Source organism: Pseudoalteromonas sp. EB27 (assembly GCF_001974875.1).
Taxonomy (GTDB): domain Bacteria; phylum Pseudomonadota; class Gammaproteobacteria; order Enterobacterales; family Alteromonadaceae; genus Pseudoalteromonas.
Genome location: NZ_MTQD01000001.1, coordinates 157,008 through 172,563, shown reverse-complemented (window position 1 = coordinate 172,563; position 15,556 = coordinate 157,008). Strand labels below are relative to the sequence as shown.

The 15,556-nt window shown below is 39.7% G+C and carries 12 protein-coding genes; 11 read left to right on the top strand and 1 reads right to left on the bottom strand.

Annotated elements, in window-relative coordinates:
• Nucleotides 1–24 precede the first annotated feature (24 nt).
• The 5 genes from rlmD (at nt 25) to eno (ending at nt 7,686) form a co-directional block, all read left to right on the top strand.
• Complete coding sequence (rlmD, locus tag BW142_RS00710; RefSeq protein ID WP_076923562.1) at nt 25–1,350, top strand: 23S rRNA (uracil(1939)-C(5))-methyltransferase RlmD; 1,326 nt, start codon at nt 25–27, stop codon at nt 1,348–1,350.
• A gap of 8 nt (nt 1,351–1,358) precedes the next feature.
• Entirely contained in the window at nt 1,359–3,515 is a 2,157-nt protein-coding gene (gene relA, locus BW142_RS00705; RefSeq protein WP_076923561.1) for a GTP diphosphokinase, read from the top strand.
• A gap of 2 nt (nt 3,516–3,517) precedes the next feature.
• Nucleotides 3,518–4,315 (top strand): nucleoside triphosphate pyrophosphohydrolase, encoded by a 798-nt coding sequence (mazG, locus tag BW142_RS00700; protein ID WP_076923560.1) that lies wholly within the window; start codon nt 3,518–3,520, stop codon nt 4,313–4,315.
• A 162-nt stretch (nt 4,316–4,477) separates the two neighbouring features.
• A complete protein-coding gene (locus tag BW142_RS00695; protein ID WP_076923559.1) occupies nt 4,478–6,112 on the top strand; it encodes a CTP synthase in 1,635 nt (544 codons plus the stop codon).
• 275 nt (nt 6,113–6,387) lie between these two features.
• A complete protein-coding gene (eno, locus tag BW142_RS00690; RefSeq protein WP_076923558.1) occupies nt 6,388–7,686 on the top strand; it encodes a phosphopyruvate hydratase in 1,299 nt (432 codons plus the stop codon).
• A gap of 276 nt (nt 7,687–7,962) precedes the next feature.
• On the opposite strand, the gene mutH is transcribed toward eno, so the two are convergent.
• Complete coding sequence (gene mutH, locus BW142_RS00685; protein ID WP_076923557.1) at nt 7,963–8,634, bottom strand: DNA mismatch repair endonuclease MutH; 672 nt, start codon at nt 8,632–8,634, stop codon at nt 7,963–7,965.
• A gap of 530 nt (nt 8,635–9,164) precedes the next feature.
• On the opposite strand from mutH, the gene rppH reads away from it, so the two are divergent.
• The 6 genes from rppH to galU all read left to right on the top strand — a co-directional run bounded on the left by rppH (nt 9,165) and on the right by galU (nt 15,459).
• Nucleotides 9,165–9,683 (top strand): RNA pyrophosphohydrolase, encoded by a 519-nt coding sequence (rppH, locus tag BW142_RS00680; RefSeq protein ID WP_002958704.1) that lies wholly within the window; start codon nt 9,165–9,167, stop codon nt 9,681–9,683.
• 30 nt (nt 9,684–9,713) lie between these two features.
• Nucleotides 9,714–11,978: a phosphoenolpyruvate--protein phosphotransferase gene (gene ptsP / locus BW142_RS00675; protein WP_076923556.1), complete on the top strand. Its 2,265-nt coding sequence runs from the start codon at nt 9,714–9,716 to the stop codon at nt 11,976–11,978.
• Nucleotides 11,979–12,068: 90 nt separating this feature from the next.
• Complete coding sequence (locus BW142_RS00670; protein ID WP_024598744.1) at nt 12,069–12,878, top strand: sulfite exporter TauE/SafE family protein; 810 nt, start codon at nt 12,069–12,071, stop codon at nt 12,876–12,878.
• 13 nt (nt 12,879–12,891) lie between these two features.
• Complete coding sequence (gene lgt / locus BW142_RS00665) at nt 12,892–13,695, top strand: prolipoprotein diacylglyceryl transferase (protein WP_024598743.1); 804 nt, start codon at nt 12,892–12,894, stop codon at nt 13,693–13,695.
• A 10-nt stretch (nt 13,696–13,705) separates the two neighbouring features.
• On the top strand, nt 13,706–14,557 hold the full coding sequence (locus BW142_RS00660; RefSeq protein WP_076923555.1) for a thymidylate synthase: 852 nt from the start codon (nt 13,706–13,708) through the stop codon (nt 14,555–14,557).
• 23 nt (nt 14,558–14,580) lie between these two features.
• Nucleotides 14,581–15,459: a UTP--glucose-1-phosphate uridylyltransferase GalU gene (gene galU, locus BW142_RS00655; protein WP_076923554.1), complete on the top strand. Its 879-nt coding sequence runs from the start codon at nt 14,581–14,583 to the stop codon at nt 15,457–15,459.
• The last annotated feature ends 97 nt before the right edge of the window (nt 15,460–15,556 follow it).

The window sequence follows — 15,556 nt, the reverse complement described above, 5'->3', positions numbered from 1 at the left end:
TAAATAAACTGAAGGTAATGCCTAATGGCGCAAATTTTTAAAGCGAAAAAAAAACCGCTTAAGCAACAAACATTAGAATTAAATATAACGGGAATGGATCATCAAGGGCGTGGTATTGCGAAGCATAATAATAAAGTATGTTTTGTAAGCGGTGCATTACCAAATGAAACAGTTAAAGCGACGCTCGTTGAAGATAAAGCTAAATACAGCAGTGCAAAAGTAATTAAAGTTATTAAAGCGAGTGAATCAAGAGTAGACGCTTTTTGTGAGCACTATAATCAGTGTGGTGGTTGCCAATTACAGCATTTAGAAATAAGCCAACAAGTTGTAGAAAAACAAACTGCAGTTACTCAGTTATTTAGTAAGTTTGCTAAATTAAACAGCTTAAACTGGCAAGCTCCATTATTAAGTAAGTCTGTGCATTACAGGCGCAGCGCCCGCATAGCCGTTATGTTTGATAAAGCAGCTAAAAAAATGCGTGTGGGTTATAGAGCCAGTGGTTCAAAAAATATTGTGAGTATTAATAAATGTGCAGTACTTGATGAAGTATTTGCGGATGTTTTTACACTTTTTGACGGTTTAATTAATCAACACAAAGCGCTACACAGTATAAGCCATTTACAGTTATGCCAAAGCGATGATAAAAACTTTGTTGTTATTCGTCACACTAAAGCAATTAACGATGATACAAAGGCTTTGGTTGAGCACATAACAAAAAGCCAACAGTTTGAAGTTGTATGGCAAAGCGAGAGCGATGTAATTGAGCATTCACACTTAGCCATGCCGTTTTATTATCTTAAAGAGTTTGATCTAAAATTTGAATTTGGTTTAGGTAATTTTATCCAGGTAAATGCGCAAGTTAACGAAGCTATGTTAAAGCAAGCCGCAAATTGGCTTGATTTAAAAGGTGATGAAAATTTATTGGATTTATTTTGTGGCATTGGTAATTTTTCATTAGTGTTGGCAAAACAAGCAAAATCTGTAATTGGCGTAGAAGGTGTGACTTCAGCGGTTGCAATGGCTGCTCAAAATGCGCAAACTAACTCTATTACCAATGCGCAGTTTCATTGCTTTGATTTAACGCAAAGCATACAGAGCGCCCCATGGTTTAGTAAAAACTTAGATGTGCTTGTACTCGATCCTTCTAGGACTGGTGCAATAGCTGTATTAGAGCAATTATCTTTAAAGCAGTTTAAAACTATTTTATATGTCTCTTGTGACCCTGTTACTTTAGCCCGTGACAGCGCAATTATTTCACAAGCTGGCTTTGAACTTAATAAAATTGGGCTAATGAATATGTTCCCTCATACAGGGCATATTGAAACTATGGCGTTATTTCAACGGAGGTAGAACGCATTATGGTAGCTACACGACAATCACATCAACAAGATGAGACAACAGATTTTAGCACTCGGCTTTCATTTCTTGCTTTGTCTGAAGAAAAAACAGAGCTACTTACTAAAGCGCAAGCGCTATGCGTAAAATGTGATAATGAAAGCAGGCAAACTACTGCAATCGAAATGGTTGAAATTTTAGCTGAGCTAAATCTCGATCCCGAATCGTTAGCTACTGCGTATTTAACCCCGTATTTTTTAAACGATTTAATATCACTTGAAACCATAGAAGAGCAGCTTGGTAGTAATATAGCCATGCTGTTAACTGGGGTTGCACAAATGGCCACTATTAGTACTTTATCTCATCAAGGTAAAGGAACTATGCAAGTTGATAATATTCGAAAAATGTTATTAACCATGGTTGAAGATGTGCGCGCCGTGGTCATTAAGCTTGCCGAGCAGGTATGTCATTTACGTGATGTAAAAAATGCGGATGAAGAAGACCGCGTCATTGCCGCTAAAGAAACGGCTGATATTTTTGCACCATTGGCAAACAGATTAGGAATAGGGCAATTAAAATGGGAACTGGAAGATTTATCGTTTAGATATTTGCACCCAGGCACCTATAAAAGTATAGCCAAACAACTTGACGACAAACGCCTTACGCGCGAAGCCTATATGGAAGATATGGTTGAGCAAGTAAAAAGCCGTTTAAGTGAAGCGGGCATAGAGGCCCAAGTTTATGGCCGCCCCAAGCACATTTACAGCATTTATAAAAAAATGCAGCAAAAAAACTACGAGTTTGATCAGCTTTTTGATATTCGTGCAATGCGTATTGTTGTTGAACGCCTACAAGATTGTTATGGAGCGCTGGGTATTGTGCACACCAATTGGCGTCATCTAAATAAAGAGTTTGACGACTATGTAGCAACTCCAAAGCAAAACGGCTATCAGTCAATTCATACCGTGGTATTTGGGCCTGAAGGTAAAACAGTAGAAATACAAATTCGTACTAGCGATATGCATCAAGATGCTGAGTTGGGTGTGGCTGCACATTGGATGTACAAAGAAGGTGCATTACCAGGGCGCGGCTCGGGTTATGAGCAAAAAATCAGCTGGTTGCGTAAGTTACTCCAATGGCAAGAAGAAGTAGTTGATGGTGGCGATTTAGCAGAAGAGCTTAAAAACCAAGTAGTAGAAGACCGCGTATACATATTTACCCCAAGCGGCGATATTATCGATTTACCACTTGGCGCTACACCGCTCGATTTTGCTTACTACATTCACTCAAATGTAGGGCATCGCTGTATTGGTGCAAAAATATTCGGCAAAATAGTGCCGTTTACGCATCAACTTACAACTGGGGATCAGGTAGAAATACTGACCCAAAAACAACCAAATCCAAGTCGTGATTGGTTAAATCCGTCATTAGGATACATCAAGTCATCTCGCGCTAGAGCCAAGATTCATCACTGGTTTAAACAGCTCGACCGCGACAAAAACTTAAGTGCGGGTAAAGAAATTCTCGACAGTGAACTACAAAAGCTTAATTTAACATACAAAGATTTAGAGCCAGCCATCAAGCGTTTTAACTTTAAAGAACTTGATGACTTAATGGTTGCGATTGGTGCGGGCGATGTACGCCTCAATCAAATGCTTAACTTTGTAAGTGATCGGACAGAAGATGAGCCGGTTATTCGTATTAAAGCACCTAGCAAAGTAACTGGTGACAAAAACGGCATAGTGGTTGATGGCGTTGGTAGCTTAATGAGCCATGTAGCCAAATGCTGTCGTCCTGTACCTGGCGATGAAATAATAGGTTATATAACGCAAGGTCGAGGAATAGGTGTTCATAAGGAAGACTGTGATTCGTTTAATAACTTAAAAAATCAGCATCCAGAACGTGTTATTTCAGTAAGTTGGTCTGATGATATCAACGGCTCGTACGCACTAAGTATTAAAATAGAAGCCACCGATCGTTCAGGGCTAATACGCGACATAAGCTCAGTACTTGCTAATGAAAAAGTAAATGTTTTAAACATGAACGTAAATACGGTTGAGGATAATCAGTTAGCTATATTTACGATGCAAATAGAAGTACATGACTTATCGGGTACTAACCGTGTTCTTTCTAAGTTACACCAAATTGAAGGTGTACACGATGCCAAGCGTGGTCATTAATCATGAATGATAATACAGCGCTTACACAGCTTCTTAGCATAATGAAAACACTGCGAGATCCCAAGGGCGGTTGCCCGTGGGATCTCAAACAAGATTTTAAATCTATTGTGCCGCACACACTAGAAGAAGCGTACGAAGTTGCTGACTGTATTGAGTCAGGCAACTTAGGTGAGCTTAAAGGCGAATTGGGTGATTTGTTATTTCAAATTGTTTTTTATGCGCAGCTTGCACAAGAGCAAAATCTATTTGATTTTAATGATCTAGTGGAGCAATTAAACGATAAGCTTACCCGTCGTCACCCGCATGTATTTGGTGACAAAAAAGAGCTAACAGACGAGCAGCTATCGCAGCAGTGGCAAACAATCAAAACACAAGAACGCAGTGCTAGAGCGCAAACAGAATCACCTTCTTTTTGGCAAGATATTCCTGCAAATATGCCAAGTTTAAGTAAAGCTAAAAAAATTCAACAACGCGTTGCCGCACTTGGTTTTGACTGGCCAACGTATCATGGTGCACTTGATAAAGTGAGCGAAGAAGTGCTTGAAGTAAAAGAAGCGATTGAACAAGACCCGTTATCTGATCATACAGCGGAAGAACTCGGCGACTTACTTTTTGCCACTGTTAATGTTGTACGCCATGTTAAACGGGATCCTGAGCAACTGCTTCGTAGCGCTAATGATAAGTTTTCAGCGCGTTTTGAAAAGGTAAACGCTTATTTGCACGCGCAAGGCAAAAGCTTAGATACAGCCACCTTTGAAGAGATGGATAGTGCGTGGGATGCGATTAAAAAAGTAAAATAGACTTAATGTTAAATAGTGCACATTTTTTGTGCGCGTATTAGCTAATTTTAGCTGGATTGATAAGCAGTGTTTTGGTACAATTTCGCCCCGTCTTGATGATATACCCTTAGGCTCTTCTTTGGGTGTTATATTCCTTTTAATTCCTGATATTCTAGGGTTCGCATGAGTACAAAATTTATCTTCGTTACTGGCGGAGTTGTTTCTTCGTTGGGTAAAGGTATTGCCGCAGCTTCACTGGCCGCTATTTTAGAAGCCCGTGGTTTAAATGTTACCATTTTAAAGCTGGATCCTTACATCAACGTTGACCCAGGCACAATGAGCCCAATTCAACACGGTGAAGTTTACGTTACAGAAGACGGCGCAGAAACTGACCTTGATTTAGGTCACTACGAGCGTTTTATTCGTACCAAAATGACTAGTCGTAATAACTTCACACAAGGCCGTGTATATGAAGACGTATTACGTCGTGAGCGCCGTGGTGAATACCTAGGTGCTACTATTCAGGTTATTCCACATATCACTAACGATATTAAGCAACGTGTATACGACGGTGCTGAAGGTTATGATATTGCTATTGTAGAAATTGGCGGCACTGTAGGTGATATAGAATCACAACCGTTTATTGAAGCAATTCGTCAGATGGGAACTGAAATTGGCCGCGAACGCGCGCTATTTATTCACTTAACGCTAGTGCCATTTTTAGGCCCTGCCGGTGAAGTTAAAACGAAACCAACACAGCACTCTGTTAAAGAGTTACGCTCAGTAGGTATTCAACCAGATATTCTTATTTGTCGTTCAGACCGTAAACTACCTAATAATGAGCGTGCAAAAATCTCATTATTCACAAACGTAGAAGAAAAAGCGGTTATTTCACTACCTGACGTAGACAGCATTTATAAAATTCCTGCGTTATTAAAAACACAAGAATTAGATAACTTCGTATGTCGTCGTTTTCACTTAGATCCACCAGAAGCTGATTTAGCTGAGTGGGAACAAGTACTTTATCAAGAGTCTAACCCAACGGGTGAAGTGACCATTGGTATGGTTGGTAAGTATATTGAATTACCAGATGCGTACAAATCGGTTAACGAAGCATTAAAGCATGCGGGCCTTAAAAACCGTTTAACAATTAATATTGAATATGTAGATTCACAAGACTTAGAAAGCAAAGGTGTTGAATTACTTTCACACTTAGATGCTATTCTAGTACCTGGTGGATTTGGCGGACGTGGTGTTGAGGGTAAAATCTTAGCGGCTAAATACGCACGCGAAAATAAAGTACCATACCTAGGTATTTGTTTAGGCATGCAAGTAGCATTAATTGAATACGCACGTAATGTTGCAGGTTTAACGGATGCAAACTCTACAGAGTTTAATGCAAAATCAGAAGCGCCAGTAGTTGGTTTAATTACTGAATGGCTAGATGCTGAAGGTAATGTTGAAACACGTAGCGAAAAATCTGATTTAGGCGGCACTATGCGTTTAGGCGCACAAAAATGTCATTTAATGCCAGGCTCTAAAGTTCATGAAGTATATGGCAGCGACGAAATTGTTGAACGTCATCGTCATCGTTACGAAGTAAATAATAACTTTGTAGAAATACTTGAAAAAGCAGGCTTAAGCTTTACTGGTTTATCAGAAGATAAAAAACTGGTAGAAATTATCGAAAATAAAGATCACCCATGGTTTATTGCCGCGCAATTCCACCCGGAATTCACGTCAACTCCACGTGATGGTCATCCGTTATTTGAAGGGTTTGTAGCAGCCGCGCATATCCACCAAAAAGCGAATTCGTAATTTTAAAAGCCGTGCATATTGCACGGCTTTTTTGTTTTAAGGGCTGACTGATACCAATTTTATTAAAAACATGAGCATTGTATCGCATTAAATAACTCACTCACTGCGTTAAAAATTACTCATATAGAACAACTATATGTCATAATTTCAGCCTTGTTATTGAGCTATTTTCTTAGCGCTATAATAGCTCACTAATTAAATGCAATTGGTATAAACTATATAAAACGTAGTAAAGTTAGCTGAACTCACCATTTTGGGAATATAGAGGAATCAAGATGTCAGAAATCGTAAAAGTAATCGGTCGCGAAATTATGGACTCGCGTGGTAACCCAACTGTAGAAGCAGACGTACATTTAGCAGATGGTTCTTGGGGTCGTGCAGCAGCACCTTCAGGCGCATCTACTGGTACTCGTGAAGCATTAGAGTTACGCGACGGTGATAAATCACGTTACTTAGGTAAAGGTGTATTAAAAGCAGTTGGTTATATCAATAACGAAATTGCTGATGCTTTAAAAGGCCAAAGTGCATTAGATCAAAGCGCTGTAGATAAAGTAATGCTAGATTTAGACGGTACCGAAAATAAAGAAAAATTAGGTGCAAACGCAATCTTAGCTGTATCACTAGCAACTGCGAAAGCAGCAGCACAGTCTAAAAAAGTTGAGCTTTATGAACATATCGCTGACTTAAACGGCACGCCAGGTGTTTACTCTATGCCACTTCCAATGATGAATATCATCAATGGTGGTGAACATGCAGATAACTCTGTAGATATTCAAGAATTCATGATCCAACCTGTTGGCGCTAAAAACTTCCGCGAAGGCCTACGTATGGGCGCTGAAGTATTCCATAGCCTTGCTAAAGTACTTAAAGCTAATGGTCATTCAACAGCGGTTGGCGATGAAGGTGGTTTTGCACCTAACCTTGCATCTAACGAAGCGGCTCTTGCTGCAATTAAAGTAGCTGTTGCAAACGCAGGTTACGAGCTAGGTAAAGATATTACTTTAGCGATGGATTGTGCTGCATCTGAGTTTTACGACAAAGAAGCAAACATCTACGACCTTAAGGGTGAAGGCAAAAAATTCACTTCTGAAGAATTTAACTTCTTCTTACAAGATCTTACTAATCAGTACCCAATCGTTTCTATTGAAGATGGTCTTGATGAGTCTGATTGGGATGGCTTTGCACATCAAACTAAACTAATGGGTGATAAGATCCAATTAGTAGGTGATGATTTATTTGTAACAAATACTAAGATTTTAAAGCGTGGTATCGACAACGGTATTGCTAACTCAATCTTGATTAAGTTTAACCAAATTGGTTCACTGACAGAAACTTTAGCTGCAATCAAAATGGCTAAAGATGCTGGTTTTACTGTTGTTATTTCTCACCGCTCTGGTGAAACTGAAGATTCAACAATTGCTGATTTAGCTGTTGGTACTGCTGCAGGTCAAATTAAAACAGGTTCATTGAGCCGTTCTGACCGTGTTGCAAAGTACAACCAATTGCTTCGTATTGAAGAGCAATTAGGTGATAAAGCACCGTACAACGGTCTTAAAGAAGTTAAAGGTCAGTAATTACTGCTCTTTAATTTAAAATTATAAAATCCTCGCTCAGGCGGGGATTTTTTATGCCAAATATTTCTACTCAAAGAGATGAAAATTTATTGTAGGCGTTTAGCTTGCTGACGCGCGCACGCAGTGCGAAAAGGGTGAACAACAAAAACGAAAACTCTTTATTTAAACCTCAAACTATTTTATTAAAAAGGTGAAATACCTTGTAGGCGTTAAGAACGCTGACGCGCACGAAGTGCGAAAAAGGATTTGCTTAACTCATAATATTTTCTGCACAGCTCAAAGCTGAAACTGCTGCTTTAAAATATCACCTGTAAAACTGGTTTTTAAGTAAAAGCCACGGGGTAGGGTTTTAATTATTTGCCCATTTGGACCAATAGCATCAGTCACTATTTTACTATGAGCAGCTTTAGGGCGTATTTGCATCGCATCGCCTAAATGGCCTGATATTTCGTCGACTCTACCTAGCGCAATTAGCTCCATTTGCTCTTCCCAGTCGCGCTGTAATAAAGCGTCTTGTTCAGGCGTGGGTTGCCACAAAAAGCCGCTGCCGATGGTTCTATCAAACGGGGCAATATCACGTTCGCTTAAAATTGGCAGCCATAAAACATGATTTAGTTTTTTACGCACAGAGCTGGTATGCCAAGTCATTCCAGTAACGTTCATTAAAGGTGTAACCGATACAAACGTAGTTTCCAGTGGCCTGCCTTTATAGGAAATAGGGAGTGTTTTTAGCTCAATTCCTAAATCTTCAAAATCCGGAAGTGGTTTTGAGCCCGCAGTAGCACCTAGTACGTATTCAATTAACTGACCGGTCCAACCTTTTTCGCGCAGTAAATCATCTGGAGTTTTAAAATTATGCTTATTAGCAAGCTGTCCTAGCGTTAATCCGGCAATATTGTTAACGCGTTGCATTAAGTCGTTTATTGAGTGTGGTTTTGTAGGTCGCATATTCTTAATTTCGGTTGTATAAATACCATAGCCATGATAGCAAATAGGCTAAGCCGTGGATATCTTTAGGGTTGTACGTTTTTTACCCTTCCTCTGTTTGTGTTAATTTTGCACATATTGAAATTAAGCTACTTTACTTTAAGTTACTGACGCTGCAGGTTTTTTTAAATTTGTACGTTCAGTTTTGATTAAGCCATTTAAAAGTTGTAAGGATAAATACAACTATATGAACATGTTTATCCACAGAATCTGTGGAGAAGCCAAGTTTTAAGATCTAATATTGTGGATTTGTTTGCAAAATGAGCGTGTTTTACAAAAGTTATGCACAAACTGTGAGTAACTAGAGGAAAACAAGAACCGCAATAGCCTTGTTAAGTTATTTTCCAAATATTTACCTATTCTCCAGTAATTTATCAATGTACTAAAAGCTCAAACTTAGCTTACTAATCGGGTTGGGTATAATAGTATTTGCCGTATTGCGGCTAATGTGGAACAATCATTAAAAATCGACTTACAAATGAGGCACTAAGGTGATCGATGCCGAAGGTTTTCGTGCCAATGTCGGAATTGTGATTTGCAATAATCAGGGACAGGTTTTTTGGGCCAGACGTTATGGTCAACACTCTTGGCAATTTCCCCAAGGTGGTGTTGATGATGGTGAAACTGCAGAACAAACTATGTACCGTGAATTACACGAAGAAGTAGGGTTGCGACCAGAAGATGTAGAAATAGTCGCAAGCTCAAAACATTGGTTACGCTATAAATTACCCAAACGATTAATCCGCCGAGACTCTAGTCCGGTGTGTATTGGGCAAAAACAAAAATGGTTTTTACTAAAATTGCGCTGTAAAGACGAAGATGTAAATTTACTTAAAACCCATCATCCTGAATTTGATGATTGGCGCTGGGTAAGTTATTGGTATCCTGTAAGACAGGTTGTATCGTTTAAACGGGATGTTTATCGACGTGTAATGAAAGAGTTTGCTCCTTTCGCCATGCCTTTTAATAAGAGAGAACAACATAAAGATCATTGGCGAAGTAAAAGGTAGTAATTTCTCTATAGAATAAAGGAGCAGGACATGCTGGCTACACTGAGATCTATTGCGGAGTCTGTATCGCGACAAGCGAATTTAGACAGTGCATTAGTGTGCTTTGTGCAAATGGTTAAAGATGCCATGAAAACCCAGTGCTGCTCCATTTATTTTGCAGATTACAGCCAAGACAATTTTGTACTTATGGCAACCGAAGGGCTAAACCCCGATGCGGTAGGTAAGTTTAGAATTGGTTTTACCGAAGGTTTAGTTGGCCTAGTAGCGCAACGCGAAGAACCCATTAATATTGCATTTGCTAAATCGCATCCTCGTTTTAAGCTCTCCCCCGAAGTAAATGAAGAAGGCTACAACGCTTTTTTATCAGTGCCCGTTGTTCATCAAAAAAAAGTACTGGGCGTTATTGTTGTCCAACAAAAAATGGCACGTGTATTTAGCCAAGACGAAGAGTCGTTTTTAATAACGCTTTCTGCTCAACTTGCGTCACAGTTAGCGCATGCTGAAATTAAAGAAATACTACGCCAAGATGAGTCATCTCATCAAACGTCTGTTTTAAAAGGTGTATCGAGCGCGCCAGGAATAGGTATAGGGCAAGCATTTGTTGTATTACCAAAACTTGATTTTAAATCTATTGAGCTTTTAAAAGACAGTGACGTCACTGAGCAGCGCCGTTTGTTTACTCAGGCCGTAGCTGCAACGCGCAAAGAATTTAACACCCTATCTATGACGCTAAGCGATTCTATTCCGCACGAAGCTCTTGCGGTATTTGATGTGTATCAACAACTGCTTGATGCTAAAAGTTTAGGGCATAATGTTGAAATGCAATTGCAAGAAGGCTGGTGTGCTAAAAGCGCCCTAAAAATTGTAATAGAGCGTTTAATATCTCAATTTAATGCCATGCAAGACCCTTATATAAAAGAGCGTGCTGTTGACGTTAAAGACATTGGTCTTCGTGTATTACACCATCTTGTAAATACCGAACACGCTGTTAAAAATTATCCGCCCAACACTATTTTAATTGCTAATACCTTAACACCAGCCATGCTTGCTGAAGTGCCAAAAGGTCACTTAACAGGCGTTGTAAGCGTAAATGGCTCTGCAAATAGCCATGCTTCTATATTAACGCGTGCGATGGGGATCCCTGCCATTTGGGGTATAGAAGATTTACCTCTACTACAGTTTAATGGCAAACCGATGATTTTAGATGCATTTGCTGGGCGTTTATATATATCGCCTTCACAAATGCTGATGGACGAATACACAGAGTTACAGCATCAAGATAACCTACTAAATAACCGCTTTTTAGCTGAGCAAGACTCAGAATCAATTACGCTTGACGGTGAACATGTTAGCTTATTATTAAACGCAGGCCTTGAGCTTAATACTGAGCAAAGTAGCGCGCATATTTGTGACGGTGTGGGGCTTTATCGAACCGAAGCCTGGTTTATGCAAAAGGGTCAGTTTCCTTCGCAATCAGAGCAAGAAAACTGGTACCGAGAAGTACTAACTAGCTATCATCCTAATCCTGTGGTTATGCGTACATTGGATATTGGGGGCGATAAGGTACTTGATTACTTTAATATTACCGAAGAGAATCCATTTTTAGGTTGGCGTGGTATTCGTATTAGCCTTGATCATCCCGAGTTATTTTTAGATCAACTAAAAGCGATGCTTAAAGCAAATATTGGTTTAGGTAATTTAAAAATAATGCTCCCTATGATCAGTGGCACTGAAGAAGTTGATGAGTCACTTGCGTTATTTGAACAGGCTTATTTTGAATTAAGTGAAAAATACCCAGAGCAAACCATAGAAAGACCCGACATAGGTATAATGCTGGAAGTACCTTCAAGTGTATTTATGCTTCCTGAGTGGTCAAAAAAAGTCGATTTTTGCTCAGTAGGCAGTAACGATTTAACACAGTATTTATTAGCAGTAGACAGAGCTAACGCACGTGTAGCCGAACTTTTTAACCCTTATCACCCAGGTGTACTAAGAGTACTAAATAAAGTGGCGCACGAATGTGAGCAATATGAACTGCCATTTAGTTTGTGTGGTGAACTAGGCGGCGATCCTGAAGGGGCTATTTTGCTTATTGCCATGGGTTACAGACGCCTTAGTATGAACTTATCATCGCTTAATAAAGTAAAGTGGGTACTTAGGCGTTTAAATGTCAGTGATATGGAACAACTATTAAGTGAATGTTTAGCGCAATCCACAGCCAAACAAGTACTACGTTTAACGCGAAGCTTTATGCTAGAGCATAAATTAGGTGATTTGTTTTACACCCCAAAATAAGCTCGTACGCCTAATTAATTGCAATACACAGATGCTATTAGTTTTATAATCCTTTAATATATAAACCTTAAAAAGGTATTTGAGATTACTATGTATGACTTAGGTTTGTTAGTCGCAAGCTGCGCACTACTAGGCTGTATTGTTGGGTTTTTAGCTGGATTACTAGGCATTGGCGGCGGTTTAATTATCGTTCCAGTACTAAGCACTCTGCTACTCTCATTTAATGTAACGTCGGCTGATCATGTATTAGTAATTGCTATTGCAACCTCACTCGCTTCTATTTTATTTACTTCAACGTCTTCAGCGCTGGCTCATCATAAAAATGATAACGTGCCTTGGGCAATTGCACCATGGGTTATGTCGGGTGTGGCTTTAGGCGCACTTGTTAGTGGCTTTGCAGCAAGTTTAATCCCTGAACAAATATTACGTACAGTGTTTGCTATAAGCGTTGTATTTATTGCAGCCAGAATGGTGCTCTCCGCGCGTAATAAACAGATGTCAGAAAAACCGTTGCCGGCAGGTCCTATTTTAGGGGGCGTTTCTGCAATAATGGGCGGATTATCAGGTTTAATAGGGATTGGCGGCGGAGCTTTAATAGTACCTATGCTTAATTATTTTTCGGTTGATATAAAAAAAGCAATTGGCTGTGCGGCAGCGTGCGGAATTGTTATTGCATTATTTGGCTCTATTGGTTACATCAGCGCAGGCTGGCATGTTACCGATTTAGAGCATGGTTTTGCCGGGTTTGTTTACTTACCTGCTTTATTTGGGATTGTTATTACCTCGTGGTTTGTTGCGCCTATTGGCGCCAAAGCAACTCACTATTTACCTGTTAATACAATTAAGAAAGTTTTCGCGGTGCTGCTTGTAGTTATCGCAATTAAAATGGTTTTTAGCTAAAGGTTTATTTTTTATGGCACTTGAGTTTCCTCAAATTGATCCAATTATTTTTTCTGTTGGACCGCTAAGCGTACGTTGGTATGGCTTAATGTACTTAATAGGTTTTGCATTTGCGATGTGGTTTGCTAATCGTCAAGCGTCAAAGCCAAATTCGGGTTGGACTAAAGACCAAGTAAGCGATTTACTGTTTTACGGCATGTTAGGGGTAATACTAGGCGGGCGTATTGGCTACGTATTGTTTTACCAGTTTAGTTATTTTATAGAAAACCCACTGTATTTATTTAGAATAGATCAGGGCGGTATGTCGTTCCATGGTGGCACACTTGGCGTTATAACCGCCGTCGCAATTTTTTCGTGGACGCGTAAAAAGTCACTGCTTCAAGTGGGCGACTTTGTTGCACCACTCGTTCCTGTAGGACTTTTAGCCGGGCGTATTGGTAACTTTATAAACGGTGAATTATGGGGCCGAGTTACCGATGTGCCATGGGCAATGGTATTTCCAACGGGCGGTCCGCTTGCGCGTCACCCATCGCAATTATACGAAGCATTTTTTGAAGGCTTAGTGCTGTTTTTAATCCTGCAATGGTTTATTAAAAAACCACGTCCAGCAGGGAGTGTAGCCGGTGTATTTTTATTAGGTTACGGCGTGTTTAGATTCTGTATTGAATATTTCCGCCAACCCGATGCACAACTCGGTTTATTTGCCGACTTTATTTCAATGGGACAAATACTTTCACTTCCAATGATAGTGGGTGGTTTAGGCTTATTAATTTGGGCATATAAGCAACCACAACACGTTACACCAGCTAAGGCATAATAAGAAAAGCATGAAACAATATTTAAAATTATGTCAGCGTATTGTTGACGAAGGTCAGTGGGTCGAAAACAAACGTACAGGTACACGTTGTTTAACCGTTATTAATGCCGATTTAGAATACGATGTGGCTAATAATAAGTTTCCGATGATCACGACGCGTAAAAGTTACTACAAAGCAGCTATCGCCGAATTGCTAGGTTATTTACGCGGTTACGACAGCGCTGAGCAGTTTCGAGAAATTGGCTGTAAAACATGGGATGCCAACGCGAACGATAACAACGCATGGCTTAATAATCCTAACCGTAAAGGTGAGGATGACATGGGACGTGTTTATGGCGTACAAGGCCGTGGTTGGCAACGACCAGATGGCTCAACGCTTGATCAGCTTTCCAAAGTTATTAATAACTTAAAAAATGGCATTGATGACCGTGGTGAAATAATCACGTTTTATAATCCAGGTGAGTTTGAACTTGGTTGCCTGCGCCCGTGTATGCACACACACACTTTTTCACTACTTGGCGATACGCTATATTTAACGTCATACCAGCGAAGCTGTGATGTACCTCTTGGCCTTAATTTCAATCAAATTCAATGTTTTGTATTGCTTGCGTTAGTGGCTCAAATTACCGGCCACAAAGCGGGTAAGGCGTACCATAAAATTGCTAATGCACATATTTACGAAAACCAACTTGAACTGATGCGAGATGTGCAGTTAACGCGTGAGCCATTTGCGTCACCTCAGTTAAAAATTAATCCAAAAATTAAATCATTAGAAGACATAGAAACGTGGGTAACACGAGACGACTTTGAAGTAACAGGCTATCAATGCCATGAAGCGATTCAATATCCATTTTCAGTATAATAAAAGATTAAGGAAAACATAAAATGAAAGCAGTGATCCCAGTAGCGGGGCTTGGTACTCGTATGTTACCAGCCACTAAAGCAATTCCTAAAGAAATGCTTCCAGTGGTAGACCGTCCTTTAATTCAATATGTAGTAAACGAAGCCGTTGCTGCAGGAATTAAAGAAATAGTGTTAGTAACGCACTCAAGTAAAAATTCAATCGAAAATCACTTCGATACGAGCTTTGAACTAGAAGCTACTTTAGAAAAGCGTGTTAAGCGGCAATTACTTGCCGAAGTGCAAGCAATCTGCCCTAAAGACGTAACCATTATTCACGTACGCCAAGGTGAAGCAAAAGGCTTAGGCCATGCTATTAGTTGTGCAGCGCCTATTATTGGTAACGAACCGTTTGTAGTTATTTTACCAGATGTAATTATCGACGATGTAGAGAGCGATCTTAAAAAAGATAACTTAGCAGAAATGATCGCTAACTTTGAGAAAAATAAGCACAGCCAAATTATGGTAGAACCAGTACCAATGGCACAAGTGAACCAGTTTGGTGTGGTTGATTTAGGTGATGTTGACTTAAAGCAAGGTGAAAGCTCGCCAATTCTTAATATGGTAGAAAAGCCGCCAGTAGATGAAGCTCCATCAAACTTAGCTGTAGTGGGTCGATACGTATTAAGCGAAAATATCTGGCCGTTACTTGCAAAAACTCCGCAAGGTGCAGGCGACGAAATTCAATTAACTGACGCAATTGCGATGTTAATGGAACACGAAAAAGTAGATGCATACGCAATAAAAGGCCGTAGCCACGATTGTGGAAGTAAAATTGGTTACTTAAAAGCAACGATTGAGTTTGCACTTCGTCGCGATGAATTTGCCGATGAATTAAAATCATTTATTAAAAAACTGATTTAACAGTTAACGTAAAACATGAAAGGCGCCTATATCGGCGCCTTTTTTATGAGTTTTGTTAGAGTCTGTTTATCTTTCGAGGTTAAATTCACAGCAGACT

Coding starts and splice junctions, on each gene's coding strand:
- galU (WP_076923554.1), top strand. CDS start 14,581: ATGAAAGCAGTGATCCCAGTAGCGGGGCTTGGTACTCGTATGTTACCA.
- BW142_RS00660 (WP_076923555.1), top strand. CDS start 13,706: ATGAAACAATATTTAAAATTATGTCAGCGTATTGTTGACGAAGGTCAG.
- relA (WP_076923561.1), top strand. CDS start 1,359: ATGGTAGCTACACGACAATCACATCAACAAGATGAGACAACAGATTTT.
- mutH (WP_076923557.1), bottom strand. CDS start 8,634: ATGCGACCTACAAAACCACACTCAATAAACGACTTAATGCAACGCGTT.
- ptsP (WP_076923556.1), top strand. CDS start 9,714: ATGCTGGCTACACTGAGATCTATTGCGGAGTCTGTATCGCGACAAGCG.
- BW142_RS00670 (WP_024598744.1), top strand. CDS start 12,069: ATGTATGACTTAGGTTTGTTAGTCGCAAGCTGCGCACTACTAGGCTGT.
- lgt (WP_024598743.1), top strand. CDS start 12,892: ATGGCACTTGAGTTTCCTCAAATTGATCCAATTATTTTTTCTGTTGGA.
- rlmD (WP_076923562.1), top strand. CDS start 25: ATGGCGCAAATTTTTAAAGCGAAAAAAAAACCGCTTAAGCAACAAACA.
- BW142_RS00695 (WP_076923559.1), top strand. CDS start 4,478: ATGAGTACAAAATTTATCTTCGTTACTGGCGGAGTTGTTTCTTCGTTG.
- mazG (WP_076923560.1), top strand. CDS start 3,518: ATGAATGATAATACAGCGCTTACACAGCTTCTTAGCATAATGAAAACA.
- eno (WP_076923558.1), top strand. CDS start 6,388: ATGTCAGAAATCGTAAAAGTAATCGGTCGCGAAATTATGGACTCGCGT.